The 26,302-nt window shown below is 65.7% G+C and carries 24 protein-coding genes and 1 pseudogene; 8 read left to right on the forward strand and 17 right to left on the reverse strand.

What is annotated here, in order from left to right; all coding sequences use genetic code 11:
* Positions 1-67 precede the first annotated feature (67 nt).
* Positions 68-793: an alpha/beta hydrolase gene (locus IPM80_18635; protein ID MBK8960372.1), complete on the forward strand. Its 726-nt coding sequence runs from the start codon at positions 68-70 to the stop codon at positions 791-793.
* Positions 794-839: 46 nt separating this feature from the next.
* On the opposite strand, the gene IPM80_18640 is transcribed toward IPM80_18635, so the two are convergent.
* On the reverse strand, positions 840-1,979 hold the full coding sequence (locus tag IPM80_18640) for an amidohydrolase (protein ID MBK8960373.1): 1,140 nt from the start codon (positions 1,977-1,979) through the stop codon (positions 840-842).
* A gap of 296 nt (positions 1,980-2,275) precedes the next feature.
* On the opposite strand from IPM80_18640, the gene IPM80_18645 reads away from it, so the two are divergent.
* Positions 2,276-2,767, forward strand: a complete 492-nt coding sequence (locus tag IPM80_18645) for a hypothetical protein (GenBank protein ID MBK8960374.1) — start codon at positions 2,276-2,278, stop codon at positions 2,765-2,767.
* A 115-nt stretch (positions 2,768-2,882) separates the two neighbouring features.
* Here IPM80_18645 and IPM80_18650 read toward each other — a convergent pair whose 3' ends face one another.
* From IPM80_18650 to IPM80_18660, 3 genes are all read right to left on the reverse strand, one after another.
* Complete coding sequence (locus IPM80_18650; GenBank protein MBK8960375.1) at positions 2,883-3,326, reverse strand: hypothetical protein; 444 nt, start codon at positions 3,324-3,326, stop codon at positions 2,883-2,885.
* Between the two features lie 129 nt (positions 3,327-3,455).
* Positions 3,456-3,854, reverse strand: coding sequence for a nuclear transport factor 2 family protein (locus IPM80_18655; GenBank protein MBK8960376.1), 399 nt, complete (start codon positions 3,852-3,854; stop codon positions 3,456-3,458).
* A 53-nt stretch (positions 3,855-3,907) separates the two neighbouring features.
* On the reverse strand, positions 3,908-5,152 hold the full coding sequence (locus tag IPM80_18660; GenBank protein MBK8960377.1) for an amidohydrolase family protein: 1,245 nt from the start codon (positions 5,150-5,152) through the stop codon (positions 3,908-3,910).
* A 113-nt stretch (positions 5,153-5,265) separates the two neighbouring features.
* Here IPM80_18660 and IPM80_18665 point away from each other — a divergent pair, with 113 nt between their 5' ends.
* Positions 5,266-6,261 carry an isopenicillin N synthase family oxygenase gene (locus tag IPM80_18665; protein MBK8960378.1) on the forward strand — a complete coding sequence of 332 codons (996 nt, stop codon included), beginning with the start codon at positions 5,266-5,268 and terminating at the stop codon, positions 6,259-6,261.
* 82 nt (positions 6,262-6,343) lie between these two features.
* Here the strand turns inward: IPM80_18665 and IPM80_18670 are convergent, their stop codons facing one another.
* The 3 genes from IPM80_18670 to IPM80_18680 all read right to left on the reverse strand — a co-directional run bounded on the left by IPM80_18670 (position 6,344) and on the right by IPM80_18680 (position 9,388).
* Positions 6,344-8,272: a UvrD-helicase domain-containing protein gene (locus tag IPM80_18670; GenBank protein ID MBK8960379.1), complete on the reverse strand. Its 1,929-nt coding sequence runs from the start codon at positions 8,270-8,272 to the stop codon at positions 6,344-6,346.
* Positions 8,273-8,357: 85 nt separating this feature from the next.
* A complete protein-coding gene (locus IPM80_18675) occupies positions 8,358-8,579 on the reverse strand; it encodes a DUF2788 domain-containing protein (GenBank protein ID MBK8960380.1) in 222 nt (73 codons plus the stop codon).
* On the reverse strand, positions 8,576-9,388 hold the full coding sequence (locus tag IPM80_18680) for a DUF2189 domain-containing protein (GenBank protein MBK8960381.1): 813 nt from the start codon (positions 9,386-9,388) through the stop codon (positions 8,576-8,578). Before IPM80_18680 ends, IPM80_18675 begins: the two co-directional genes overlap by 4 nt.
* Positions 9,389-9,558: 170 nt before the next feature.
* Between IPM80_18680 and boxB (IPM80_18685) the strand changes: the two genes are divergently transcribed.
* Positions 9,559-11,058: a benzoyl-CoA 2,3-epoxidase subunit BoxB gene (gene boxB / locus IPM80_18685; protein MBK8960382.1), complete on the forward strand. Its 1,500-nt coding sequence runs from the start codon at positions 9,559-9,561 to the stop codon at positions 11,056-11,058.
* 39 nt (positions 11,059-11,097) lie between these two features.
* On the opposite strand, the gene boxA is transcribed toward boxB (IPM80_18685), so the two are convergent.
* The 4 genes from boxA to IPM80_18705 all read right to left on the reverse strand — a co-directional run bounded on the left by boxA (position 11,098) and on the right by IPM80_18705 (position 16,694).
* Complete coding sequence (gene boxA / locus IPM80_18690; protein ID MBK8960383.1) at positions 11,098-12,375, reverse strand: benzoyl-CoA 2,3-epoxidase subunit BoxA; 1,278 nt, start codon at positions 12,373-12,375, stop codon at positions 11,098-11,100.
* 97 nt (positions 12,376-12,472) lie between these two features.
* Entirely contained in the window at positions 12,473-13,900 is a 1,428-nt protein-coding gene (gene boxB / locus IPM80_18695; protein MBK8960384.1) for a benzoyl-CoA 2,3-epoxidase subunit BoxB, read from the reverse strand.
* 90 nt (positions 13,901-13,990) lie between these two features.
* Complete coding sequence (locus IPM80_18700) at positions 13,991-15,649, reverse strand: benzoyl-CoA-dihydrodiol lyase (protein MBK8960385.1); 1,659 nt, start codon at positions 15,647-15,649, stop codon at positions 13,991-13,993.
* Between the two features lie 112 nt (positions 15,650-15,761).
* Positions 15,762-16,694 (reverse strand): helix-turn-helix transcriptional regulator, encoded by a 933-nt coding sequence (locus IPM80_18705; GenBank protein MBK8960386.1) that lies wholly within the window; start codon positions 16,692-16,694, stop codon positions 15,762-15,764.
* 114 nt (positions 16,695-16,808) lie between these two features.
* On the opposite strand from IPM80_18705, the gene IPM80_18710 reads away from it, so the two are divergent.
* Positions 16,809-18,404 carry a benzoate-CoA ligase family protein gene (locus tag IPM80_18710; protein MBK8960387.1) on the forward strand — a complete coding sequence of 532 codons (1,596 nt, stop codon included), beginning with the start codon at positions 16,809-16,811 and terminating at the stop codon, positions 18,402-18,404.
* Positions 18,405-18,531: 127 nt separating this feature from the next.
* Here the strand turns inward: IPM80_18710 and IPM80_18715 are convergent, their stop codons facing one another.
* Both IPM80_18715 and IPM80_18720 read right to left on the reverse strand, forming a co-directional pair.
* Positions 18,532-19,467, reverse strand: coding sequence for an XdhC family protein (locus IPM80_18715; protein MBK8960388.1), 936 nt, complete (start codon positions 19,465-19,467; stop codon positions 18,532-18,534).
* Positions 19,468-19,582: 115 nt separating this feature from the next.
* A complete protein-coding gene (locus IPM80_18720) occupies positions 19,583-20,053 on the reverse strand; it encodes a hypothetical protein (protein MBK8960389.1) in 471 nt (156 codons plus the stop codon).
* 219 nt (positions 20,054-20,272) lie between these two features.
* Between IPM80_18720 and IPM80_18725 the strand changes: the two are divergent.
* Positions 20,273-20,987 (forward strand): annotated as a pseudogene (locus IPM80_18725) (amidohydrolase family protein).
* A 153-nt stretch (positions 20,988-21,140) separates the two neighbouring features.
* On the opposite strand, the gene IPM80_18730 reads toward IPM80_18725, so the two are convergent.
* From IPM80_18730 to IPM80_18745, 4 genes are all read right to left on the reverse strand, one after another.
* Positions 21,141-21,611, reverse strand: coding sequence for a nuclear transport factor 2 family protein (locus IPM80_18730; protein MBK8960390.1), 471 nt, complete (start codon positions 21,609-21,611; stop codon positions 21,141-21,143).
* A gap of 82 nt (positions 21,612-21,693) precedes the next feature.
* Complete coding sequence (locus IPM80_18735; GenBank protein ID MBK8960391.1) at positions 21,694-22,464, reverse strand: DUF899 domain-containing protein; 771 nt, start codon at positions 22,462-22,464, stop codon at positions 21,694-21,696.
* A 69-nt stretch (positions 22,465-22,533) separates the two neighbouring features.
* Positions 22,534-23,211, reverse strand: a complete 678-nt coding sequence (locus IPM80_18740; GenBank protein MBK8960392.1) for a hypothetical protein — start codon at positions 23,209-23,211, stop codon at positions 22,534-22,536.
* Positions 23,212-23,255: 44 nt separating this feature from the next.
* Positions 23,256-24,476: a helix-turn-helix domain-containing protein gene (locus tag IPM80_18745; GenBank protein MBK8960393.1), complete on the reverse strand. Its 1,221-nt coding sequence runs from the start codon at positions 24,474-24,476 to the stop codon at positions 23,256-23,258.
* A 115-nt stretch (positions 24,477-24,591) separates the two neighbouring features.
* Here IPM80_18745 and IPM80_18750 point away from each other — a divergent pair, with 115 nt between their 5' ends.
* Together IPM80_18750 and IPM80_18755 are read left to right on the forward strand one after the other, a co-directional pair.
* Positions 24,592-24,849 (forward strand): hypothetical protein, encoded by a 258-nt coding sequence (locus tag IPM80_18750; protein MBK8960394.1) that lies wholly within the window; start codon positions 24,592-24,594, stop codon positions 24,847-24,849.
* A 1-nt stretch (position 24,850) separates the two neighbouring features.
* Positions 24,851-26,269 (forward strand): aspartyl/glutamyl-tRNA amidotransferase subunit A, encoded by a 1,419-nt coding sequence (locus IPM80_18755; GenBank protein ID MBK8960395.1) that lies wholly within the window; start codon positions 24,851-24,853, stop codon positions 26,267-26,269.
* Positions 26,270-26,302: the final 33 nt, after the last annotated feature.

Below are 26,302 nucleotides of genomic sequence, written 5' to 3' on the forward strand. Positions count from 1 at the left end.
GGTCGATGGCGAATGCTGTGGCAACGGGAAATTCACCACCACGCCGATGGGGCAAGAGGTGCTTCACGTGGCGCTTCCGGAAGGCTATGGCAGCCGCGCCGAGCCCTACCCGGTGCTGGTGTGCCTCGATGCTCAATGGACTTTCGGCACGGTATGCGATGCGGCCTTGAACCTCGGGCTCGCGCGACTGCTGCCGCGGGTGATGGTGGTGGGCGTCGGTTGGTCGGCGCACACCGCGCGCGAAGTCGTGCATGCGCGGGCACGGGATTTCACCCCTACCGTCGGCGCGCTGCCTGCCGCCGTCGTGCGCAACATGGCGGGTGCGCCGGTGTTCGGCGGCGCGCAGGCGTTTCAGGGTTGGTTGCTGGACGAGGGGCTGCCCGCGCTGGAAGCAAGCTATAACATCGACCGCGCGCAGCGCACGCTGATCGGCCATTCGCTCTCCGGCCTGTTTTCGCTCTATACGCTACTCACGCGGCCGGCGGCGTTCTCGCGCTGGCTCATCGCGAGCCCGTCGTCGTGGTGGGACAAGCGCGTGGTATTTGATCTCGAACAACAAAATTTCGCGCACGGGCCAGTGCCCGAGGGGCGCGTGTTCATGTCGGCCGGTGAATTCGAGCAGTGCATCGGCGGCGAGATCCCTATGCTGGCCAATACCGAGGAGTTTCATGCGCGGCTCGCGATGCGACATTCGCCGTCGTTCGAGACGGTCTTTCGCGTTCTGCCCGGCGAGATACATCACTCGACGATGCCGGCCGCGGTGAGCCACGGGCTGCGCTGGCTGTTCCGCTGAGCCTTGGGGCGCAGGCTCGCGGTCCGCAGGTCCGTTGGCGGCGACCTCAGTTCCCCAGCCGATAGATCCTGCGCACGTTGCCGCCCAAGAGCTGCGCCCGCGTCGCCGGCGCGAGTTGCTCGGCAAAACGCGTGAGGTCGTCAACCCAGGTATGGGGATGATCGGGGTGGGGATAGTCGGTGGCCCACAGGAAACACTCGGCGCCGACATGGTCGACGGTGAGCGGCGCGGCGGTCTCGTCCGGGTCGGCGGAAATGAAGCACTGACGACGGAAGAGCTCGGTGGCCGAGGCACGTTTGGCGCGCAGTGAATTGGTCACCGCGTCGAGCCTGTCGAGGAAGGCGCCCAACCAACCCGCACCGACTTCGAGGATGCCGAGACGTAACGCCGGAAAGCGCTCGAGCGTGCCGAGCGCGAAGAACGAGATCAGCGCCTGCTGCACGACGGCGCGCAGCCACGTCAATTCCGCCCACGCCTGGCCGCGCGCCGGCCAGTCGAACACGCCGTAGGCGGGCGGCTGGGGAATGAAGGTCGGATGGATCGCGAACGGCACGTCGAGTTCGCAGCACTTGGCAAACAGCACGTCGTGGCGCTCGTCGCCGTGGAGGATGCGCTGGTGATTGAATGGATTCACCCACGCGCCCTTGCAGCCGTCTTTCACAGCGCGTTCGAGTTCGGCCGCGGAGCCGGCCGGGTCGAGCAGGGTCAGCATGGCGATGGGCACGAGCCGGCCCGCGCTGTCGCGACAGAAATCGGCAATCCAGCGATTGTAGGCGCGTACGTAGGCGAGGCTGAGTTCCGGGTCGGTCAGCTCGCACTCCCACAAAAGTCCAAGCGTGGGATAGAGCAGGCTGCAGTCGAGGTTCTCACGCGCCAGCAAGGCGAGCCGCTCGCCGGCATCGCCCGCGCCGTAGGGAATGTTGTCGGCGTAGCGGCGCTCCGGCCGCGGCCGCATGTCGTCCGCGCCCATCGCGCCGAGCAGGCCCAGCGAGCCGCGGTTCGAGCGCGCCGAGGGGCGGCCGTCGATCTCGAGATACTCGTAGCCTTCGTCGTCGACACGAATGCGCAGCGCTCGGGCGCGGTAGCGAGTCTCGAGATAGCGCTCCCACAGATCCGGCGGTTCCAGCACATGGCCGTCGGCGTCGACGGTGCCGTCATAGGGAAAGCGCTTGATCTCGTAGGCCATGCACATTACTCCGAAGCGGCATCGCATCGCGCCCGCGCAGCAGGGAGGATGGACGCCGCTGGTGACCGATGAGTCGGGAAGGCGCCTGTTCTGAGCAGGCACAGGCTAGCGCACGGCTGGGTGCCATGCTACCTGCTCCGGCGGGTTACGCAGACAGGCCAGGAGCAAATGCCCTGTGAATCATTTCGAAGGTCGCCGATTGCAGCGCAAGCTTCGGAGCGTGCGCAAGCACCGGCCGTCCTACACTGCAGGTTCAAGTTCACACCCACATTCGCCCGCCCCTGTTGGAGAAGGCCATGACATTCCAGGACCTCGGCGCCATCGGCTCATTGCTTGGCGCGCTCGCCGTCGGCGCCACCGTCATCTACCTCGCAAAGCAGATCCGTTTGAACACGCATGCCTTGGAAGACGCGCGCAAGCTGGCGCTCGCGCAAACCTACCAGATGCGATCCGATGCCCTGCAGGAAATGCTGGTGCACGCGGCAGATTCGCAATACCTCGGCGCGGTCATCGCCAAGTTGACAACCCTGGGCTACCCGGAAGACCCGACGGTGATCGAGCAGTTGAGCGGAGACGAACGCGCGCGGTTTCGCCTGTGGCAGATTGCCCAGCAGACCCACTGGGACAACATGTACTTCCAATATCAGCACGGCTACCTGGACGCGGAGTCGTACGAGGACTCCTTCAAGCACCGTGTACGCCGGCTGATACCGACCTGGCGAGTGTTGGGACTCATGGCGGTGCGCCGCAGCTTTCTGAACGAGATTGAACGGCTGGAGCGGGGGTGAAGGTTTCGGCCCTGGCCGCGGCAGACTGACTGGCACGCGGTCCCGCAGGCAATCATCGAGGACGCCGCGCTGTCCCAAGCAGTGGCCCAGCGCGCCGCGGCGATAGCGTCATTCGCTATTTGTCATGCCCCTTTCCGTGGCCGCGACCGCGGCCGCGATCATGGTCGCCATCGCCGCGCCGATTGTCTTTCCCTTCATGGCGGTCATGGTGAAATTTTTCCGGGTGCGCTTTATATCGAGGCACGTATTCACGTTCGTACCATTCATCCTGAACGAAATAGACCTGGCGCCCGCAGGCATCATATCGACCACAATATCGATGCCACTCGCGCGTATGGGCAATCGGCACGTGCAGGTAGATGGGCGCGAGAACGGCCGCGGCGGGCGCGGGCGCAATGATCACAGGCTGCGGAAGCACCAGCCGAGGCACCATGTCCGGGCCGAGATTGATTTGACCGTAGAAGCCGGGCTGTCCGATAGAGACGGAAACGCCAACATCCACCGCGCAAACCGAAGCAGAGACCGAGGCCAGGAATACCGAAAATATGAATTTTTTCATGTCGATTTCACCCGAATGAAGATGAACAGGGGCCCTGGGCCAGGCATTGATTGATGACGGCAACCCGAGTTTGCAGCGATGCCCCGTCGGCCGGCAATAAGTCCGACGAGCTGCGCGTCCCGAGTGAATTCACTGGTATTGCGAGGCGCCGGTCGCTGGCGGATCTTCGTTCCACCATTCGCGGAACACCTGGCACAGGCCGTCGCTCGCCAGTGTCACCAGGAATATGCCTTCCATGCGCACTGGCTGGGCGGTGGCATTGACTTTCATCGATGCCCACCAGCGCGCGATGCCCCTGCCGTCCGCCACCGTCAACACCTCGTAGCCGAAATGGATATCGGATTGCTGGCCGCGCGTGGCGTAGTCCCACGCGTCGCGGATGGCCTCGCGTCCCTCGATGGGTGGGCTGAACGGTCCCCAGGCATAGGTTCCGTCGGGCGTGAACAGTGCGGCCGCGGCGGCGGGATCCTGAGCTTCCCAAGCCGCGCCGTAGCGGTCGAGCCATGTACGAAAGCTGGCATCATTCATTGTCGGTGCTCCGGTGATAAGCAGATTAACCCCATCCCTCGTAAGCGTTCACGTCACGCGTCGTTAGCTTCCGATGGCCGATGAAGTTCGGCGACGGGACGCGTGAAGCTCAGCCGGCCTCGCTTGAATCCCCACAGCGGTTGAGCTATCTCGCTCACGGCCTGGGCGCGGGACGTACAGTCATGCACCAGCAGATCGGCGGGACTGCCGACGGCGACTGGCCTGTCGCCGCGGCGCATGAGCGCGGCGGCGCGCCGGCTGATCATTTCGTAGCATTCGATCATGTCGTCGCGGCTGCCCACCTGGCAGATGTTGGCGTAGAGGTTCGCCATGCGCACCAGCGAACAGTCACCAAACGGTGTAAACGGGTTCAAGACATTATTGGTGGACAGCGAGCAGTTCACGCCTTCACGCAACAGCAAGTGAGCTGGCGTCACGCCGCGTATCACCGCGTGATCCTGATGCCGACCCATGAGGAACAGGTCGGTCGACGGCAACACCGTGAGCGCCACGCCGGCATTTGCCATTCGCCGTCCGACTTCGCGCAAGCGCGCCGGCGGCACGGTCGACAGCTTGGTGACGTGACCGACGGTTACCCGCCCTCCCCAGCGATGACGTTCTGTCTTCTCACACACGTAATCCAGGTCCAGCGCCGCGGCATCCGCGCCGAAATCCAGGTGCATGTCGACGTCGACGTCGAACCGCTGGGCGAGTGCGAACACCCGATCGATCTGACCGGCAGGGTCGGTGTCCGTGTAGGGCGCCGCGCCGACCATGGTCGCGCCATTCTCGAGCGCGGCGACCATGAGGTCCTCGGTGCCCGGATTGTTGAGCAAGCCTTCCTGCGGAAAAACACAGATCTCGATGTCGATCGCCCAGCGGTATTCCCGGATCAGTGACTGCACGCCCTCGAAGCCGCGCAATCCAATGCCGGGGTCGACTTCGACCTGGGTGCGCATCAGCATGGTGCCGTTCACCAAGGCCTTTTCCAGGGTGCGCTTGCCGCGCGCGTAGACATCCTCGGCGGTGAAGGTCGCCTTGGCCCGTGCAACCTCGCCGATGGCTTCCTCCAAGTCGCCGCGCTGGGCGCGACAGCGCTCGAGGATGCAGGACTTGTCGAGATGAATGTGGCTCTCGACCAATCCCGTGGTAACCAGCCGCCCGCCGACGTCGAAGCGCCGCGCGTCCGCACGCAGCTGCGGCACGAGCGCGACGATGCGGCCGTCCTCGATGCCGATGTCGAGCAGGGGGGCGCCGGGCGCATCGTCGACACAGGCATTCGCGAGGATGAGGTCCACGTGGCTCGACTCCCATTGACTGGATCTCAGCATAGTCAACTGCAGCCCGACGTGCGGGCCATGGAAGTGCTTGCTATGCTCAATCGAAGTTGGCGCTCCGCGAGGACGGCACCATGACTTCACCACAGGTTCCCGTCATCGACATTGCCGGCTTTACCGACGGCACCGAGATGGTGCGCGAACGCATCGTCAGCGCCGTCAGCCAGGCGTGCCGCGACACCGGTTTTCTCATCATCCGTGGCACCGGTGTACCGGCAGCGGTCATCGAGCGTGCCGCGCGGGAGTGCCGGGCCTTTTTTGCATTGGGGACCACGGCCAAGCAGGCAGTGCGGCGGCCCCATCCCAGCCACATTCGTGGGTACTGCGGTGTAGGCGGCGAGGCGCTGGCGCAACTCGAGCAGGACGTCGTGCCGCCGGATCTGAAGGAACTGTTCGACGTCGGGCCTTTCGACCTGCCCGATGACCCGTATTACTCACCGACGCGCGCCGGCGCGAGTTTCGCGCCCAATGTCTGGCCCGCGCAAGCGCCGGCACTGCGTCCGGCCATGCAGGATTACTTTCGCGCCATGGAGCGGCTTGCCGGGACATTGGCGCACATATTCGCGTGCGCGCTCGAACTCGACGAGCATTACTTCGACGAAGGGCTCGCGCGGCACATCTCGATCCTGCGCGCGAACTACTATCCCCGACAGGACGTCGCGCCCCAGGCGCGCCAGATGCGCGCCGGAGGACACACGGATTACACGGCGTTCACCATCCTGTGGCAGGAGGCCGTGACCGGCGGTGGCCTGCAGATACGCGACCGCGACGGACAGTGGAACGATGTGCCTGCGCTTGCCGGTTGCTTCGTTGTCAACATTGGCGATTCGCTCGCGCGTTGGACCAACGACACCTGGGTATCGACCATGCACAGGGTGGCCAATCCACCATTCGAGATAGCACGCGAGAGCGATCGGCTGTCGCTGGTGTATTTCTGCCAGCCGAATTACGACACCGTCATCAAGTGCATTCCCACCTGCCAGGGCCCTGACCGCCCGGCTCGCTACCCGCCTATCGAGAATGGAGCGTTCCTGGCCATGAAATTTGCGGAACAGCAGACGGCTTCGTGAGTCGAGGCGCGCCGCGCTGCGCCGGCATCGGCCGCGGTCCGACTGGAGTATCTCATGCGAGTGGCGGCCGCGAACCGGGTAATCAGCGCGCCTGAGTCCCCGCGGACTCACTGGCCGTTGAATTTCTCGTGTAAGTACAGCCGCCGCCATCGGCGCGCCACGACGAACATCCCCAAAAGCTTGCGCGGGGGCCTTGCCGTTGGACCAACATGCCCTTGTCGCAGCGCGGGCAGCGTTCGGTCTCTTTCCCGCAATCCGAACATTCAAAAATCGACCTCGCGTGTCGCGCCAGCAAGGCACCCTCGGCGCAATGCGGGCAGGTCAACAATCGCCCGTCGCACAGAGGAAAGTTGCTGCACGCCCAAAAGGCGCCGTGCTTGCCGTCACGTCTTAGCACGGTGTTTCCCCCGCAAGCCGGGCAGGGGAATCGACGCGGGGTCTCACCGAGGATCTCGATGTTCGCGCTTTCGTGTTCGCGCAGTTCTTCGATGAACGGCGACGGCGTCTCCTCGGGAAAGAGCAGATAGGTACCGCCCAGGCTGCGAGTCAGTGCCACGTACATGAGGCGGCGTTCCTCCGCGAAGGGAAAGTCCTCGGGCACAGACGACACCAGTTGTAGAACAGGATCATCGAGCACCATGCTTGGGAAGCCGGGCGCGACCGAACTCAAGCCGATAACGATCACATGGTCGGCTTCCAAGCCCTTTGCGCGATGGATGGTTCGAACGTCCATCGCGAGGCCGGTCTTGGCATATCGAGCGATGATTCGTCTAACGGCCGGCTGGTCGATTTCGCGGTTGTACCGCGCCAGCAACAATACTCGGCGACCATTCGCGTCGTCATCCGCGATGCGGCGAAGAACGGCTTCGAGGGATTCCTGGAACTTGTTGGTCGGAAAAGGCACCAGGCGCAGGTTGCGCGTCGTGGTCGCGTCGCGGAAGGGAGACAAGGTCTTGGTCAATTGCCGTGGATTGCGTGTGATAAACGTGGAGCTGACGCGAAGTACGTCTTCCGGCAGACGAAAGGTCACGTCCAGGTCGACACGTGCCGTGACTCCAACGTGCTTCTCGGCGTCCACAAATATTCCGACGTCGCTGCCCGCGAAGCGGTTGATTGACTGCCAGTCGTCGCCAACCAGGAACAGCCGAGCCCCGTCGACCGCGTCCCGCAGGCTGCGCGCGAGCGTCAGCCGCGAGCGCGAGGTGTCCTGAAATTCGTCAACGAAGACGTATCGATAGCGAAAACTCCGGGTGCGATCGAGGCACGAGATCGAATCGGCCAGCATTGAGTCGAAATCGATTTCTCCGTTTGCCTCCAAGGGCGAGACGGGCGGCTTGAAGCCCAGCGCTTCGCCGGTGATGGCGTAGCCCAGCGCATGAAACGTGCTGGCGGTGACGCCGTGAATGTTGCGTGCCTCGAGACCTTCGCGCACGGTGTTGGCGGCGTCCTTGTTGTAGGCCAGCACGCAAATCTCACCGGGGCGCGCGAAGCCGCGCGCTACGAGGTATTCAATCTTGGCAAGGATGGTCGTGGTCTTGCCACTGCCTGCGGCGGCGACCACCAGGGTGCTGTCCTCCTCGGTGACGATGGCCCGCCACTGGCCGGCCGTCATCGCATTTTGCTGCCCACCAGGATGTGATGCCATGAGTTCGGAAACGCGTTGGTCGACGAACCGCTGGTTGTAGCTCGCGCGAAAGCTTTCACGACCGTGCAGCATCTTGTAGTCGTCGTCGTAGGCGCGTCGCTCCGACGCAGCAAGCAAGGCCAGCTCATTGGTCGTGAGCGGAGCGTCAAGCGCCGACGCGAATTGCCGTTCGAACTGTCGAAGCAGCCAGGCTGAAAAATATTCGTTCGCGGCAAAAGTCTCGAGCGCGCGAGCGGCGTGTCGGATGGCACCTGCCTTGGCCAGGGCTCCGACCAGGAGTCGCCGCTTTCTGGCTGCATGCAGCTTGAGTGCAATGAATCCGGCCCCGGTTGCCGCCGCTGCGCAAGCAATGAGTGCTAGCTCCATGCGCTGACTCTCGACCAATTGCCCGGTGGGTTACTCGCTCCAAATGCGCGAGCGCAGTTCAACACGCCGACCATGGCGCTCGCCCTCAGCGCTCCAGAAACCACTGGATCACGAACTTGGCCACGAACCCCACCATGCCGAATGCGAGCCCCAGGAACAGCACGAAGGTGCCGAACTTGCCGGCCTTCGATTCCCACGCCAGGTGGCCGATGATGAACAGGATGTAGGCCATGAACGCGGCGAGGCCGAAGGTCAGGCCGAAGCTTGCGATCTGTTGCTCGGTGAAGCCGAAGATGGTGCCGTTCATGGCCGCGGGTCGTTGCGTCGCGGCGGCAGGTCCCGCGCATCGATGGTGGCGCGATAGGCGTGCCAGCTGGCATGTCCCAGCACCGGCACCACCACGATGAGGCCGAGCAGCGCGGGCAGTAAGGCACAGAACGTGAGACTCATCAGCAGCGCCGCCCATAGCGCCAGCGGCGCGGGGTTGTCGAGCACCGCGCGCCAGCTTGCGAGCACCGCGTCGAGCACCGTGAGCTGACGGTCGAGCAGCAGCGGCAGCGTGATCACGCTCGACGCGAACACCGGTGCGGCGAGCGCGCCGCCGAGCGCCAGCCAGCCTTCGAACAGGAAGCCCTCACGCGCCAGCACCACGTGGCTGAGGAAGTCGAGCGGGGTATTGACGGGCGCCGGCGCGAACAGGGTGATGAGCGAGGCGGAGGTCATCACCCAGCCGGTGCCGGCCAGCGCCAGCAGCAGGCCGAAACACACCAGGCGCCAGTCGTGGCGCTCGCGTCCGCGCCAGCTCAGCCAGGTGCGCCATACGAGAGCGAGGCCGACGGGCTCACCACGTTCCAGCGCGCGGCTGGTGGCGTAGAGCCCGACCGCGAGCACCGGCGCCACCAGCAGGAAGCCGGAGAACGCGCCGGCCAGCAGCCAGAAATGGTTGCCGGCCACGGCCAGCAGCGCGGCGCCGAACAGTGCCAGCGCGAGGCCGTGCAACACGCCGACCAGGGGCGCGCGGCGGAAGTCGCGCCAGCCGGCCGCAAGCCACGCCAGCGGTTGGTCGACCGACAGCGGGCGGATGACCGGTGACGGTCGCGATGGGGTTTGGCTCATCGCGCGAGTCTAGACCGCGAACTCAGGATTCCCTATTCCCCGCGCGGCACACGGGCGGCGTTCGCGCCCCGTGGCTGGCACCCACGTGATCAAGATCAAGGCCCCGGAGCCCTGGCGCAGGATACTGCGCCTTCGATTTTTAACCTGCACGATAATGCCTGGGAGGAGCCATGTCCGTCACCGCATCCGATGTCCTGACCGAAGTCCCCGAGTCCATTCGCGGCGATGCCTTCGTCGAAGTACGCAGCGACGCCTCGATTCCGAACAACGTTGACCTGGAATCGGATAAGCAGCTGCAGCGCGCGCTCGAGACCTGGCACCCCAACTATCTCAATTGGTGGCAGGAAATGGGGCCGGATGGCTTTCAGAACGCCGAGGTGTACCTGCGCACCGCGGTCGGCGTCGACCCGACCGGTTGGGCCAAGTTCGGCTACGTGAAGATGCCCGACTACCGCTGGGGCATCCTGCTCGCGCCCAAGGTCGAGGGCCGCACCATTCCCTGCGGCAAGCACAAGGGCGAGCCCGCCTGGCAGGAAGTGCCCGGTGAATACCGCGCGCTCCTGAAGCGCCTGATCGTCGTGCAGGGCGACACCGAACCGGCCTCGGTCGAACAGCAGCGCTATCTCGGCAAGACCGCGCCCAGCCTCTACGACATGCGCAACCTGTTCCAGGTGAACGTCGAGGAAGGCCGCCACCTGTGGGCGATGGTCTACCTGCTGGTGAAATACTTCGGCAAGGACGGCCGCGAGGAAGCCCAGGCCCTGCTCGAACGTCGCAGCGGCCAGGCCGACAACCCGCGCATCCTCGGCGCCTTCAACGAGCGCACGCCGGACTGGCTGTCGTTCTTCATGTTCACCTACTTCACCGACCGCGACGGCAAGATGCAGCTCGCGGCACTGGCCGAGAGCGGATTCGATCCCCTGTCGCGCTCCTGCCGATTCATGCTGACCGAGGAAGCGCATCACCTGTTCGTCGGCGAGACCGGCGTCGGGCGCACCATCGAAGCGACCTGCGCGGCGATGAACAAGGCCGGCATCAAGGACCCTTACGACGTCGAACGCATACGCGCGCTGGGCGTGGTCGACCTGCCGCTCTTGCAGCGCAAGGCCAACTTCCACATGAGCGTGACGCGCGATCTGTTCGGCAGCGAGATTTCCAGCAATGGCGCCGAAGCGTTCAGCTCGGGACTCAAGGGGCGTTTCAACGAGGCGCAGCTCGAAGGCGACGATCACCAACTGCTCGATGCCTTCTACTCCGTCACCCGCGTGCAGGACGGCAAGCTGGTCGATGAACAGGTGCCCGCGCTGCGCGCCATCAACTGCCGCTTGCTGGACGACTACATGGCCGACTGCCAGGGCGGCATCGACCGCTGGAACAAGGTCATCGAGAAGGCCGGCATCGACTTCAAGCTCAGCCAGCCCTACAAGGGCTTCAACCGTCGCATCGGCGAATTCCGCGGCCATCGAATCAGTCCCGACGGCCGCCTGCTGTCCGAGCAGGAATGGCAGGCCAGCCATGGCCAGTGGCTGCCGAACGACGACGACATGGCGTTCATCGGCACGCTGATGAAGCCTTGCCACGAAGCCGGTGGCTACGCGAGCTGGATTGCGCCGCCGCGCGTCGGCATCAACCAGCAGAGCGGTGAGTTCGAATACGTGAAGATTGATTGATGTGCGAACGCGGTCCGGGCGCTGAGCCCGGGCCGCGGCTCAGTAGGTTTCCAGGTGCAGGCGACCTTCCTGTTTCAAGGTCGCGCCGAGGCGTTCCCAATCCATGCCCGCCTGCGTGGCGATGTCGCGCAGCGCGAGCACCACGCCTTCCTCCATGGCCTTCAAGCCGCACACGTAGAAGTAGGCATTCGAATCGGCGAGCAGCACGGCGAGATCCGCGGCGCGCTCGCGCATCACGTCCTGCACGTGACGCTTGGGCTGGCCGGGCGTGCGGCTGAAGGCGAAATTGATGTCGATGAAATCCTTGGGCAGCTTGGTGAGGGGGCCGAAATACGGCAGCTCCTGCTGGCTGCGTGCGCCGAAGAACAGCATGAGCTTGCCGCCTTCGAACTTGCCGCTGGCGCGCAGCCGCCGGCGCCACTCGGTCATGGCGCGCATCGGCGCGCTGCCGGTGCCGGTGCAGATCATCACGATGTGGCTGCGCGGATGGTTGGGCATGAGGAAGCTCGCGCCGAACGGCCCGATCACCTCCACGCGGTCGCCGACCTCGAGGTCGCACATGTAATTGCTCGCCACGCCGCGCACCGGGCGTCCCTGGTAGTCCTCCAGCACGCGCTTGATGGTGAGCGAGACATTGTTGTAGCCCGGGCGCTCGCCATTGCGCGGGCTGGCGATGCTGTACTGGCGGGCGTGATGGGGGCGACCGTCGGCGTCCACACCCGGCGGCAGGATGCCGATGCTCTGGCCTTCCAGCACCGGCAACGGCAGGCTGCCGAAATCGAGCACCACGTGGTGGGTGTCGTAGTCGGTGCCGACTTCGGTCACGCGCACGTTGCCGACCACCGTCGCGCTGATCGAATGCTGTGCGCAACGCGGGCCGTAGAGATTGATGTAGGCATGGGCGGCGCTCCACGGCGGCAGCGTGGCGTTGAACTGCGCGCTGTTGAACTCGTGCACGGTGCTTTCCACCGCGATGGCGGCCGGCGCTTCGGGTTCGCTGGTCTCGACCCCCGCTGCGCCCGAGGCAGCAGCCAGCGCTTCCGCCGACCATTCTGCCGGCAGTTCATCCCAGCCCAGTTGCGCCTCCACCGAATAGGCCTCGGCGCGCGGCATGGTGCGCCAGTTGTCGATGCTGCCGGTCGGGCAGGGCGGCACGCAGTCCATGCACAGGTTGCACTTGGCGGCATCCACCACGTAGTTGCGGCTGTCGTGGGTGATGGCGCCAAGCGGACAGGTCGCCTCGCAGGTGTTGCAGCGGATGCAGATCTCGGGGTCGATGAGGTGCTGCTTGATGAGGCCGGCGGCGGGGTCGGTCATGGGGCAATCCTTCGCGGCAGGGGTTTCCTGCCGCACAAACGCATGGAGTCAGACTGAAGTCTGACCCACTGGCATTGGCAAGGCGAGGTCTCGTGGCTCAGTTGAAGCGCACGTATTCGAAGTCCACCGGCTGGCGATTGATGCCGATCATCGGCGGCGCAATCCAGTTGGCGAACTTGCCGGGCTCCACCACGCGGCCCATCAGGCTCTGCACGTAGGCGCGGTCGCTGGCGCTCGGCAGCCACTCGTCGACCCGCGCCGCCCACTCGGCTTCGCTCAACACCTTGCCCTCGGGCGAGACCTTGAGCGTGGCCTGGCTGCCGATGTTGCGGTGAAAGGCCTTGTGCGGCGTCTTCAGGCGGAACGGGATGCCGGCCTTCTCGATGACCTTGTTCCAGCGCTCGACGCCGGCCACGGAATCCTTGATGTAATCGTCGCGCAGCACTTCGTTCAGGGCGTTCAGCATCGGCACGTCTTTCTCGATCAGCCGGCCGTTGTCGGCTTTCAGCACCGTGTAGGTGAGGCCTTTCAACTGGTGATCGTCGCTGCGCTTGCCTTCTTCGAAGCGGCCCTTCAAGCCGCTCGAGTAGAAGATCGCGGCATTGCTCGATTCGTCCGCGCCGAACAGGTCGATGGTCACGCTGAAATGGAAATTGAGATAGCGCTGCAGGGTCGGCAGGTCGACGACGCCTGCCGCGCGCAGGCGCGCCGGGTCGTCGGTCTTCAATTCGTTCATGACCTGGCAGGTGCGCTGAATGATGCGCGAGATGCCTGACTCACCGACGAACATGTGGTGCGCTTCCTCGGTCAGCATGAACTTGGAGGTGCGCGCCAGCGGGTCGAAGCTCGATTCGGCCAGCGCGCATAGCTGGAACTTGCCGTCGCGGTCGGTGAAGTAGGTGAACATGAAGAACGACAGCCAGTCCGGCGTCGGCTCGTTGAAAGCCTGCAGGATGCGCGGATTGTCGGCTTCGCCGCTGCGACGCTCGAGCAGGTCCTCCGCCTCCTCGCGCCCGTCGCGGCCGAAGTACTTGTGCAGCAGGTAGACCATCGCCCACAGGTGCCGGCCTTCCTCGACGTTGACCTGGAACAGGTTGCGCAGGTCGTACTGGCTGGGGCAGGTGAGACCGAGGTGACGCTGCTGCTCGACCGAGGCCGGCTCGGTATCGCCCTGCGTGACGATGATGCGACGCAGGTTGGCGCGGTATTCGCCGGGCACGTCCTGCCACGCCGCTTCGCCCTTGTGATCGCCGAAATGAATCTTGCGATCCTGCTCGGCGGGGTTGAGGAAGATACCCCAGCGATAATCGGGCATCTTGACGTAGTCGAAGTGCGCCCAGCCCTGCGGGTCGACGCTGGTGGCGGTGCGCAGGTAGACGTCGTAGTCGAGGCTGCCATCCGGTCCCATGTCCTTCCACCAGGAAAGATAATTGGGCTGCCATTGTTCGAGCGCGCGCTGCAGGGTGCGGTCGGCGGACAGGTCGACGTTGTTGGGGATCTTCTGGCTGTAGTCGATGCTGGACATGGCGTACTCCGAGGGTGCGTTGAGACCGGGAGACGGGTGCGGTTGCGGCGCGCCCGGGCACGCGCCGCACAACGAAAAACCGCTGGCGCGCTACACGCGCTGCCAGTCGAAGGCGGCTTTCTCGCCCTTGCCGTAGACCTTGAGCGCGCCCTTGTCGCCCACCGCGTTGGGGCGCTGGAAGATCCAGTTCTGCCAGGCGGTGAGGCGGCTGAATACACGCGTCAGCATGTTCTCGCGGCCGTTGAAACGCAGGTTCGCTTCCATGCCGGTGAGCGCGTCGGGGCTCATGGCCACGCGTTCCTCGATGGCGATGCGCGTTTCGTCCGGCCAGTCGATGTCATCGGGGTTGCTGGTCACGAGGCCAAGCGCAAAGGCGGCGTCGCCATCCAACTGCGTGCCGATGGCATCGCGCGCGGCGGCCACCGGCGCGGTTTCGTTGTAGAAGCGCCGGCCGATGCGGGACTCGCCGGTGACCAGCGGCAACGGTCCGAAATTCATCGGCGACAGCGCGATGTGCGGCGCGCGTGCCGGCTCGTCGGGCAACACCAGCATGTAGCTGCGATCGCAGGCCAGCGCGAGTTCGAGCAGAGTGCCGGCAAAACACGAACCGGGTTCGATGAGCGCGAACAGGCTGCGCGAGCTGACGTCGAGGCGGGCCAGCGTACGGCGCAGGAAACCGATGGTCTCGCGCACCAACCAATGGTCGGCATTGGCCAGCAGCACTTCGTCGAGGGCCAGCACCGCGGCGGCATCGCCGCTGGTCTTGATGAGCCATGTGCCGAGTTCGAGTTCGTTGCTGCGCATCCACAACAGCGCGTCGTCGAGTTCACGCGCCATGGCGAGCGGATACCAGCCTGCGCCGGCCGCTTCGATGGCGGCGATATCGCGCGGCTGCTCGCCGCTCGGTGCGCGCACGGTGAACGTCGCGACGCGGCGGGCGCGATCCATTTCGACCGTGACGTGGGTGTAATGCAATGCGTCCGCTTCGACGCGGCGCGTGATCGGCGACAGCGTCACGCCGCGTGCATCGGCCGGGCGATCGGAGCCGGCCGCGAGTTCCAGCGCGCGGGCCTGGACCTTGGCGGCGAACTGTGCGGGCTTGGCGATGTCGTCCACCAGCCGCCAGTCCTTGGCCTTCTGGCCGCGCACGCCTTCGTTGGTGGTGCAGAACACGTCGGCGAGGTCGTGGCGCACGTGGCGCTTGTCGGTCAGGCGCGTCAGGCCGCCGGTGCCGGGCAGCACGCCGAGCAGCGGCACCTCGGGCAGGCTCACGGCGCTCGAGCGATCGTCGACCAGGATGATCTCGTCGCAGCACAGCGCGAGTTCGTAGCCGCCGCCGGCGCAGGAACCGTTCACCGCCGCGATGAACTTGAGGCCCGAGTGCTGCGAAGCGTCCTCGACGCCGTTGCGGGTCTCGTTGGTGAACTTGCAGAAATTGACCTTCCAGGCGTGAGTGGAAGAACCGAGCATGAAGATGTTGGCGCCGGAGCAGAACACCTTGTCCTTGGCGCTGGTGATCACCACCGTGCGCACCTCGGGATGTTCGAAGCGGATGCGATTCAAAGCGTCGCTGAGCTCGATGTCGACGCCGAGGTCGTAGCTGTTCAGTTTCAACTTGTAGCCCGGGCGCAGGCCGGCATCTTCGTTGACGTCGAACAGCAGGGTGGCGACCGGCCCCTCGCAGGACAGTCGCCAGTGGCGGTACTGGGATGGGTTGGTCTGGTAGTCGACGATGTCGTTGGCGCTCACGGGCGATCTCCGGGTCGTTGGCGTCTGGGTTGCCGGGGTTTGGCAAGGCGACCGGCAAAATAGTGCATGCCCCGTGGGGCGTCAAGCATGAACTGGAATGCAGCAGGGTGCGTCACGGTGCCATGCCCAGGGCGCCGCGCACCACGAGGCGCAGGCGGCTGAAGGTCTCGTCCAGTGACTGGGCACTGGTGTCCAGTTGCAGGTCGGCCTTGGAATAGAACGCCTCGCGGCCGGCGAGGATGGACTTCAGATCGGCCATCGCTTCGCTGTTGCCGGCCATCGGCCGCAAATCGCCCTGGGCCAGCACGCGTTTCATGTGATCGGCGGGTTCGGCTTTCAGCCACACCGTCGTGCAGTGCTTGAGCAGCAGGTTGAAGGTCGCCGGGTCCGAGACCAGGCCGCCGGGTGTGGCGATTACGGCCTCGGGATAGATCTGCAAGGTCTCTTCCAGGGCGCGGCGTTCGTAGCGACGGTAGGCATTCTGGCCATAGAGCGCCTGGATTTCGCCCACCGTGCAGCCGGCGAACTTCTCGATTTCGCGGCTGAGCTCCACGTAGGCGAAGCCGAGATCCTCGGCCAGCATCGACCCTAGGGTGGACTTGCCGGCGCCGCGCAAACCGATGAGCGCCACATGCGGCGACGCCGTCTGGCCCGCTGCCGTGCTGGCGCCGCCGGTACCGAGCAACTCTCCGACCGCGATGCGCACGCGGCGCAAGGTGGCCTCGTCGCGGTGTTCGAGCAGTTCGCGCAGCAGCAGCCATTCCGGCGAACGGGTGGTGATGTCGCCGAGCAGTTCGGCGAGCGGACATTGCAGCGCGTTGGCAACCTGCTGCAAGACCAGGATCGACGGATTGCCAACCCCGTATTCGAGATTGGCAAGATGGCGCTCGGAGACCGAGGCCGCCTGTGCCAAGTGCTTGCGCGTCATGCCACGTCGCGCGCGCAGGGCGCGGGTTCGCTCGCCCAACACCGCGAGGAAGGGATCGCGGGGCTCGTCGCCGTTGGCGCTCGGCTCGTCGGCCGGGTGCAGTATAGTGCTTGACATGGGCAGGGGTGCCCCCTACATTCGCTGCACGCACGATAATGCATGCACCTCGGCGCTGTCCATTGATAGACGGTTGCTGCCCGGGGCAACGTCAACGAGCCGAGGAATCTGCCCATGCCGGTCGCCCAGCACGACGCCACGCCCGACGTGACGCCACCGGGCGAGGTCTTCAACTTCGCCGCCCACCTGCTCGCCGCCAATGCCGCGCACGGCGAGCGCTGCGCTTATATCGACGATCTCACCACGCTCAGCTATGCCGAACTCGCGGACGGCGTGCGACGTATCGCGGCGGGTCTGCGCGCCGCCGGTCTCAAGCGCGAGGAGCGCGTGCTGCTCTTGATGCAGGACACCGTGCACTGGCCGCTGGCCTTCCTCGGCGCGATGTACGCAGGCATCGTGCCGGTGGCGGTCAACACCCTGCTGACCGCCGACGATTACGCCTACATGCTCGAGCACAGCCGCGCCCAGGCGGTACTGGTGTCGGGCGCGCTGTTGCCGGCACTGAACAGCGCACTGGTGAAAGCCGATCACGAAGTGCACAAGGTGGTGGTGTCGCGTCCCACCGCGCCGCTGCATCCGGCGGAAGTGGAATTCGAGCAATTCCTGGCCGCGCAGTCGCCGCTCGCCAAGCCCGCCGCCACCGGCGCCGACGATCCGGGCTTCTGGCTCTATTCCTCGGGCTCCACCGGCCGCCCCAAGGGCGCGGTGCATTCCCACGCCAACCCCTACTGGACCGCCGAACTCTATGGCAAACGCATCCTCGACCTCCGCGCGGAGGACGTGTGCTTCTCGGCCGCCAAGCTGTTCTTCGCCTATGGCCTCGGCAATGCGCTGAGCTTTCCCCTGAGTGTCGGCGCCACCACGCTCTTGATGCCGGAGCGCGCCACGCCCGAAGCGGTGTTCGCACGCTGGACAGGCGAGGCCGGCGGGCCGCGACCGACGGTGTTCTTCGGCGCGCCTACCGGTTATGCCGGCATGCTCGCGCATGCTGCGTTGCCACCTCGCGAGGCAGTCGCGCTGCGTCTTGCCTCGTCGGCCGGTGAAGCGCTGCCGGCCGACATCGGTCAGCGTTTCACCGCGCATTTCGGCGTCGAGATCATCGACGGCATCGGCTCGACCGAGATGCTGCACATCTTCATGTCCAACCGCCCGGGGCGCGTGCGTTACGGCACCACCGGTTGGCCGGTGCCGGGCTACGACATCGAACTGCGTGGCGAGGACGGCGGGCCGGTGCCGGACGGCGAGCCGGGCGATCTGTACATCCACGGGCCGAGCGCCGCGATGATGTACTGGGGCAATCGCCAGAAGACGCGCGAGACCTTCCAGGGCGGCTGGACGCGCGCCGGCGACAAGTACGTGCGCAACGCCGACGGCAGCTATACCTACAGCGGTCGCAGCGACGACATGCTGAAAGTCAGCGGTATCTACGTCAGTCCGTTTGAAGTCGAAGCAACCCTGGTCGAGCACGGCGCGGTGCTGGAAGCGGCGGTGATCGGCGTCGCCGATGCTGAAGGCCTCACCAAGACCAAGGCTTTCGTGGTGTTGAAGCCCGGCGCCACGGTCAGCGAAGCCGAACTCAAAGCCTTCGTGAAGGACAAGCTCGCGCCCTACAAGTACCCGCGCCAGATAGCGTTCGTCGACGAACTGCCCAAGACCGCCACCGGCAAGGTGCAGCGTTTCAAGCTGCGCGAATCGGAAGCGGGCGGCTAGGCTCTACACGTCATCGCGGCGAATGCCGGGATGACGACGATTCGAGCGCTGACATGCGCCGTGCGGGATCTCATCGTCGCCGAAACCGGCGGCCGGCTGTATTCCGCACGCAAGCCTCGAGCGCCGCTCAGTCCGCGCCGCGGCGCCTGACTTTCACTATCTGCGCGAGGATTGCCAGGGCGATCTCCGGCGGACTGCGCGCGCCGAGGTCGAGGCCCACCGGCCCGTGCAGGCGCGCGATGACGGCGGCTGGAATGCCCATGTCTTGCAAGGTTTCGCGCCGCGCCGCGGCGGTGCGCTTGCTGCCGAGGGCGCCCACGTAAAAGGCACGACTGGCCAGTGCCTTGTGCAGTATCGGTGGATCCCATTCGTGCTCATGGAACAGCGACACGAACGCCGTCCAGCGATCGAGCGGGCCGCACTCGAAGCCGTCGGCGGTGGTCAGCGCATGGGCTTGGTGGGCGTGGGGTCGCGCCATGTCCAGGGTTTCGGTTTCCGAAGAGCAGGCGATGACTTCGAATTCCGCGGCGCGCCCGAGCTCGGCGATGAGTGGCACCAGCGGTCCCTTGCCTACCGCCCAGATGCGGATCGTCGGTTCGCATAGCCGCGCCCAAGTGCTGCCGCCATCCGGCGCGACTTCACCGGCCTCTACGCGACAGCTGCGCTGCTCGAGGTCGAATACCAGCGAGGCCGGCTGGCGCGCGTCGTTGGCGTCCAATACCTGTTGCAGATCCTGGTCGCCGAGCGTGACATCGAAAAACACGTCGATGCCGGAGCCGCAAGGCAGACGAATGTCGATGTAGGGCGAATCCTTGCCGTAGCGCACGATGCGGTTCGCGCCCTTGGCGAGACAGTCCTGCGCTTCGGCGATGATGGCGGCTTCCGCACAGCCGCCGGTGAGGTTGCCGACCGCCATGCCGTCGGCGCGGATGGCCATCTGGCTGCCGCGCGGGCGCGGCGCGGAACCGTCGACGAACACCAGGGTGGCGAGGGCGGCGCGATGCCCGTCGCGCCGCCAGGCGGCGAGGGTTGGCAGCACGTTGTTCATGTATCTGGCGGGCATGGGCGGCGTATCAATCCTGTGGCCGAGCACGTGATGATAACGGCTGCGCGCCGGACGAGTGCGCGCTTCCAGAACGTCCGGTGGCGGCAAGGCGCGCGGGCGTGATGACGGTCGTTTAACGCTCGCGCGGTTCCATGGGATGGCGGCCACCGTCTTCGTACCAGCGTCGATACTGGCCCCACCACATTTCGGCGCGCAGCTGCGCGCGGCGGCGGCGCTGCTCGGTGATGGTGTTCTCGGTGCCGATGTAGAACTTCACTTCCACCGGTTTGCCGTCGGGACATTGGCCGCGACAGATGATGGCATGCTCGATGACGCCGTCGGCGCGACGTTTCTGCTTGCGCTCGTAGGGGCCGCGACCACGCAGCTTGAAGCGGCGTGCGGCCTTGGTGCTCATGCGCCACTTGGCCGCGGCCTCGTGGGCGGCCATCACGTCGCCGTCGAAATCGCTGTAGGCAAAATACTTGGAATGGCGCACGCCGTTGACCGCCGCGCGGGCCTGCAGGCCATGGTCGTCGGGGTAGCTGATGCCGGGCCAGTGGCCGCTGATTTCAAGAGGAGAATGCTGGGGTCGTTTCCTGGGCATACAAGAAATTTCACATGCTGTCATCCCTTTCGTAGGCGTCAGTGGCTTCCAAGCCGGGCGTGCATTCTAGCGGCGGCGGCGGGCTTGCGCAGCCACCCCCATCACAAACACGGCGCCGCGGGCCGCGTGCGCGCACCACCAAAAGTGGGTTGGCGTGGTACCGACGTTTGCGCGATGCTCCGTCGGGCTTCATCCAATGGCATCAGGGGAGACGAATTCATGGCGATAGTGACTCTGCGCGGGGACTGGCTGGCGCAATCGACCGAACAGGCCATTGATACCACGCGACGCATCATCGACCCGCATCATCATTTCTTCGACAACACCGAGCATTTCCCCGATTACGATCTCGACATGCTGTGGGCCGACACCGCCACCCACAAGGTTGAGAAGACCGTCTACCTGCAATGCTGGGAGGGCTATCGCAAGGACGGACCCGAGCACCTGAAGTGCGGTCGACGCTTGGCACTACCATCCGCAGACTCCGCATCTCACCGCGCTGGCGCGCGATTTTCCCGCTACGCCCATCGTGCTCGACCACCTCGGCACGCCGGTCGGCATCGGCCAGTACGCGGGCCACGAGGAAGAGGTGTTCAAGATCTGGGCGCGCGATCTGGCGGAGCTCGCCACTTGCCCGAACGTCTGCATCAAGCTCGGCGGCATGGCCATGCCGTGGAACGGTTTTCACTTCGAAGATGCGGCCGTGCCGCCTACCTCGGACATGCTGGTCGCGAAGTGGGCGCGCTACTTCCACCACGCCATCGAGCACTTCGGCCCCGAGCGCTGCATGTTCGAAAGCAATTTCCCGGTCGACAAGTGCGCGGTCACCTACGCGTCGCTGTGGAACGCGTACAAGAAGATGGCGGCGCGTTATGGCGAGGCCGAGCAGGATGCGATGTTCCGCGGTACCGCCGCGCGCTTCTACGGGGTGTAATCCTGGCCAGGCTGTCTGGTGCATCCTGCAGGGGTGGTTGGTCAGGACGCCCGAGGCCAGGTCGGCTGCAGGGTTTGTGGGTCAGGCTTCAGCCTGACATTCGAAATCAGCGCCGCGTTCCGACCTCCACGCAAGGTGCAAATGAATTCGCACCTACGGCGCCATGCCACGCTGCGCCTTGCCGGGTGAGTAGTGGTGGTGAATGAGGATGCTGCGTTCCTTGAAGTACCAGCGTCCCCGTTCCTTCACCAGCACGTCATCGTAACGGCCGGCGAGGATGCGCACCTTGCCGTCGGCTTCGACGAAATCCGAATCGAAGTAGCTGGTGGCGGTGACGCGACCGTCCTGCTCGATGATGCAGGGCTCGAAGAGCTTGTGGCGTGGGAATCCGACCTTGCGCGGCGGTTCAAAGAAGAAGCGCGTATACCAGGCCAGGATCGCATCGCGACCGGTGTGGGATTTCTCGGTGTCGAAGGACACCGAGAACACCGCCTTGCGATGGTAGAGCGCCGCCAGGCCCGCGAGATCGCCCTTGTCGATGAGCATGCAATAACGGCTCAGCAATTGGCGCATGGCTTCGAAATCCTGGGGCGTCAATTTGGCGGCGCTGCGGCGGGTGGCCATGGCTTGCTCCTTCGGCTCATGAATGGCAGTGATTGCCTGGCGCGAGCTTAGCATCCGCCCCGCCGCCGCGGATGCCCGGCGCTCATGACTTGCCCGCGCAGCAGCCATGCGCCGCCGGCGCGGCTTCGTAACGATCGTGATGGCGCACCCATTCCATCTTGTGTGGCACGTCGCGCTCGCCGCGACCCTTGGGCGCGAGATCCAGCGCCTGGTAGGCGCCGATCATGACTTCCAGGCCACGACCGAAAGTCGAGTAGGTATGGAACACTTCATCCGCGTCATTCTTGTAGAACAGGCTGATGCCGGGCGCTTCCTCGCTCGGGAAATTCATCATCTGGTAGTTGTAATAGACCTCGCCCGCAGCGCGTTCCTCGGCCGTGAAGCTGACGTGCATGTCGTAGTTGAAGGTGCTGTCGTTCGACGACACCCAGTTGAAGCGCCAGCCCATGCGCCGGTGAAAGCGCTGGATCTCGGCGAGCGGCGCGCGCGACACCGCCACGAAGTTCACGTCGCGGTTAGCGAGATGGACGGCCATGCCGTCGACATGATCGGCCATGAACGAACAACTCGGGCAACCCTGTTCCCAGCCCGGCCCGAGCATGAAGTGCTGCACGATGAGCTGGCTGCGGCCGTCGAACAACTCGGCCAGGCGGCGCTTGCCGTCGACGCTGTCGAACACGTAGTCCTTGTCGACGCGCACCCACGGCAAGGCGCGTCGCTGGGCCGCGACTTCGTCGCGCAGGCGCGTCAATTCTTTTTCACGCGCCAGCAGTTTCCTGCGTTCGGCGAGCCACTGGTCGGGCGTGACGACGGCGTGGTTTTCGATGGTTGCCGAAGCGTTCGATGAGGTCATGGCGGTCTCCTTGCTGCGGGGCGATGTGTTGCTTTGCGATGCCAATGGAATGTGCGAATGAATTCGTACCTAGGCTGGCGTGCGCTTCGGGCGCCGAATGGCGCGCACCTTGCCGCTGGCGCCGCCGCCGGCGAAGAAGAGCTCCGCGCCGTCCGATTCCAGGCCGCTGACGCCGGTGCCGGCAGGCATTTGCAGCTGTTCGAGCACGGCGCCGCTGTCGGGATTGACGCGGCGGATCTCGCTCTCGTCGTTTTCCCAGGTGCCATGCCAGAGCTCGCCGTCCACCCAGGTCACGCCGGTGACGAAGCGGTTTGATTCGATGGTGCGCAGCACGGCGCCGCTGTCCGGATCGACCTGGTAGATGCGGCGGCCGCGGTAGGCGCCCACCCACAGGCTGCCCTCGGCCCAGGTCAGGCCGGAATTGCCGTCCTTGCCCGGCGCCGGTATCGAGCCCAGCACTGCGCCATCGGCAAGCCGGATCTTGTCGATGCGTCCGCCCACCAGTTGGTAGAGATGTGCGCCGTCGAAGGCGGTGCCGGCATCGTTGGCGCGCTCGAAGGTGCGCACCTGCTCGCCGCTGTGCGGGTCGAAGGCCAGCAGGCGCTCGTCGGTGGCGGCCCACACGTGGCGCCCGTCATGGGTCACGCCATGGATATGGGGCGCGTCGGGGAAGGGACCGTACTCGCGCACGATCTCGGCCGGCAGCGGCATGGCATTCACGGGTTGCTCGTCGATGGATTGCTTCATGGGGCCTCGCTCGTGCGCCGCGGGGTTGGCGCCGTGGAGTCACTTTATGCCGCCGGCGACACGGCCGGGAGTAACAAGATTGGCGTGAATCCGGCGAGCGGTGGTGCCAGCCAGCGCTGGGTGCGGGCACGGCCGATGGTGCGCACGCGTCCTTCAGCCAGCAGTTCGACGAGCGCGCGCTGCACGGTGCGCTGACTGGCGTTGAGCGCCAGCGCCAGCGCCGAGGTCGACCACGCCGCGCCGTCGGCAAGCAAGGCCAGCAGCGACGCGCGTTGGCCTTCCATGGGCGGCGCCAGCACCACCACCGTGGCGGGTGCCGCGAGCTCCAAGGCAAAGCCGCCGGCGGTGGCGGTGATGCGCGCGGCCGGCGCCAGCAGCGCGCGCAATCGACCGACTTCGACGCGCAGTCGCGCGCGATGACTGTCGTCCGGTCGGCGCGTATTGAAGACCGTCGCAATCAGCACGCCGCGTGGCACTTCGCGCGGCCAGGCCGTGGCCAAGGCGCGCGCGATGGCGAACAACACCGGGCGCCGCGTCAACGCCGTCCACTGGCCGCCACGGCGTACACCGTGGCGGCAGGCGTCCAGCACCCAGGCCTCGGACGTCATCAGTGCCGCAACCTCGTCCAGGCGCACGCTCTGTTCACTCGTGGCGGTGAGGAGGCGCGCCGCCGGCCGTGCGAAGTTGGTGCGCATCTCCGCGACTTCGGCCACGAGCTGCGGCACGGCGGCCGCGCGCGCGGCTGATTCCGCGCTGGCGAGGGCCGCCTGCGCGGCGGCAACGCGCAGCATGCGCAAGGCCAGCTCGCATTCGAGCAAGGCCGCGACCGCGCGCAGGGCCGGAGGCAAACCCTGCGCATCGATGTCGTGCAGCATCCCGCTCGCAGCGTCGAGACGCCCCAGCAACAGCACGCCGCGCGCGGCGATGAGGCGCGCCTGCATGGCATTGGCATGATCGCCCTGGTGAGCCAGCGCTTGCGCGGCGGCCACCAAGGTGCGCGGCCGCGTGGTGAATTCGCGCATTGCCAAGGCCACTTCGGCTTCCGCCACCACGCAGCGTGCGTGCGCCGCCGGCGCGCGATGTCCGAAACGGCGCGCCGCGCGCCGCAACAGTTCGCGTGCTCGCGGGTACTCACCGAGTTGCGCCATGGCGATGCCACGCAGCGCCAGGGCGGCCGGTTCGTCGCGCAGCGCGATGTGCCGCAACGCCGTCAGCGAATCGCCGGCGGCGAGCGCACGCGCGGCGGCATCGATGGAGGCATCCATGCGCCTAGGCTAGCGCACCTGCCAACGGCGCGACATGCCGGGCCGCGCCTGGGGTGGGCGCGATGGCCCATCTGTGCAATTCTCGCCATCATCCGCAGTGACCATGGAGCGCACGATGGCCAACAAGCAGCCCACTCATGATCGCCGGGCGACCGCCACGCCACCAAGCGTGACGACGCACGGCGTCGCGGCCCTGGCCGGCGCGACCGGCCTGTCCCTGACGCCGCAACGCATCGCGGTGGTGCAACCCATTCTCGCCGCGTGGCTCGCCGACAGCGCGGCCCTGAATGCACTCATGCAAGCCGATACGCATCGCGAGGTCGTGCCGATCACGGTCTTGCGCCATGCACCGCACGACGCGGAAGGGGGCTGACATGGCGGCCGACGACGCGTTGTCGAACCTGTCGCTGGCCGAGGCCGCACGCCAGGTGCGCGATGGCCGGGTGTCGCCGGTGGAACTCGTTGAAGCGTCGCTCGCGCGCATCGGCGCGCTCGACAGTCGCCTGCATGCCTTCATCAGCGTATTCGCGGACCAGGCGCTGGAAGTCGCCAAGGCGATGGAGATCATGGCGCGCGCCGGCCACCTGCTCGGGCCTTTGCACGGCGTGCCGATAGCGCTCAAGGACAACATCGCCGTGCAAGGCTTTCCGACCACCGCCGGCAGCAAGATCCTGGCCGATGCGGTGTCGATGGAAGACGCCACCGTCGCGCGGCGGTTGCGCCAGGCCGGCGCTGTCTTCATCGGCAAGCTCAACATGCATGAGTTCGCGTGGGGCGGCACGTCCGCCAATCCGCATTACGGCACCGTCGCCAATCCGTGGAACACCGCGCGCTTCGCCGGCGGTTCGAGTGGCGGTTCCGGCGCCGCACTGGCCGCGCGCATGTGTTACGGCACTTTGGGCACCGATACCGGCGGCTCGATTCGTCTGCCCGCCGCCATCAATGGCGTGGTCGGCATTCGTCCGACCTACGGTCGGGTGAGCAACCACGGCATCGTACCGCTGGCCTGGAGCATGGATACCGCCGGGCCGATGGCGCGTGACGCGGCGGACTGCGCGCTGATGTTCCAGGTGATGGCTGGCCATGATCCCCGCGACCCCACCACCGATGCCTGCGCGGTCAGCGATTACTGCGCGCTGCGCGAAGACGTGCTGGACGGCCTGCGCATCGGCGTCATCCCCGGCTACTTCGACGCGCATCTGCAAAAGCCGGTGCACGACGCGGTGTCGCGCGCACTTGCGCAACTGGCCAGCCTCGGCGCGCATGTGGTCGACGTCGCGATTCCCAACATCGACGCCAACATCTCCGCGCAGTTGACCATCGAGGCCAGTGAGCCCAGCACTTATCACCAACAATGGTTGCGCGAGCGGCCCGAGGATTATGGCGAGGACGTGCGCACCTTGCTGGAAGTTGGTGAACTGCTGCCCGCCACCCACTACCTGCAGGCGCAGCGCTATCGCAGCACCTTGCGTCGCGATTTCCTTGCCGCGTTCCGCAAGGTCGACGTGTTCATCTGTCCGACCTTGCCGTTCACCGCCACGCCGCTGGGCGCGACGGAAGTGGTGATTGAAAACGACACGCCCGAAGACATGCTGGGCGCCATCATGCGTTTCACCGGCATCCCGAGCCTGACCGGCCTGCCGGCCTTGAGCGTGCCCTGTGGCTTCGACGGCGACGGCATGCCGATAGGCATGCAGATCATCGGTCGGCCGTTCGATGAACAGTTGTTGTTCAACGTTGCGCGTGCCTATCAAGAGGTGACGGACTTCGCGACGCGTGCGCCGGCGCTGTAGTTGCAAGGGCTTCTAATCGCAGCTGAAACCTTT

The sequence above is a fragment of the Pseudomonadota bacterium genome, from assembly GCA_016719885.1.
Taxonomy (GTDB): Bacteria; Pseudomonadota; Gammaproteobacteria.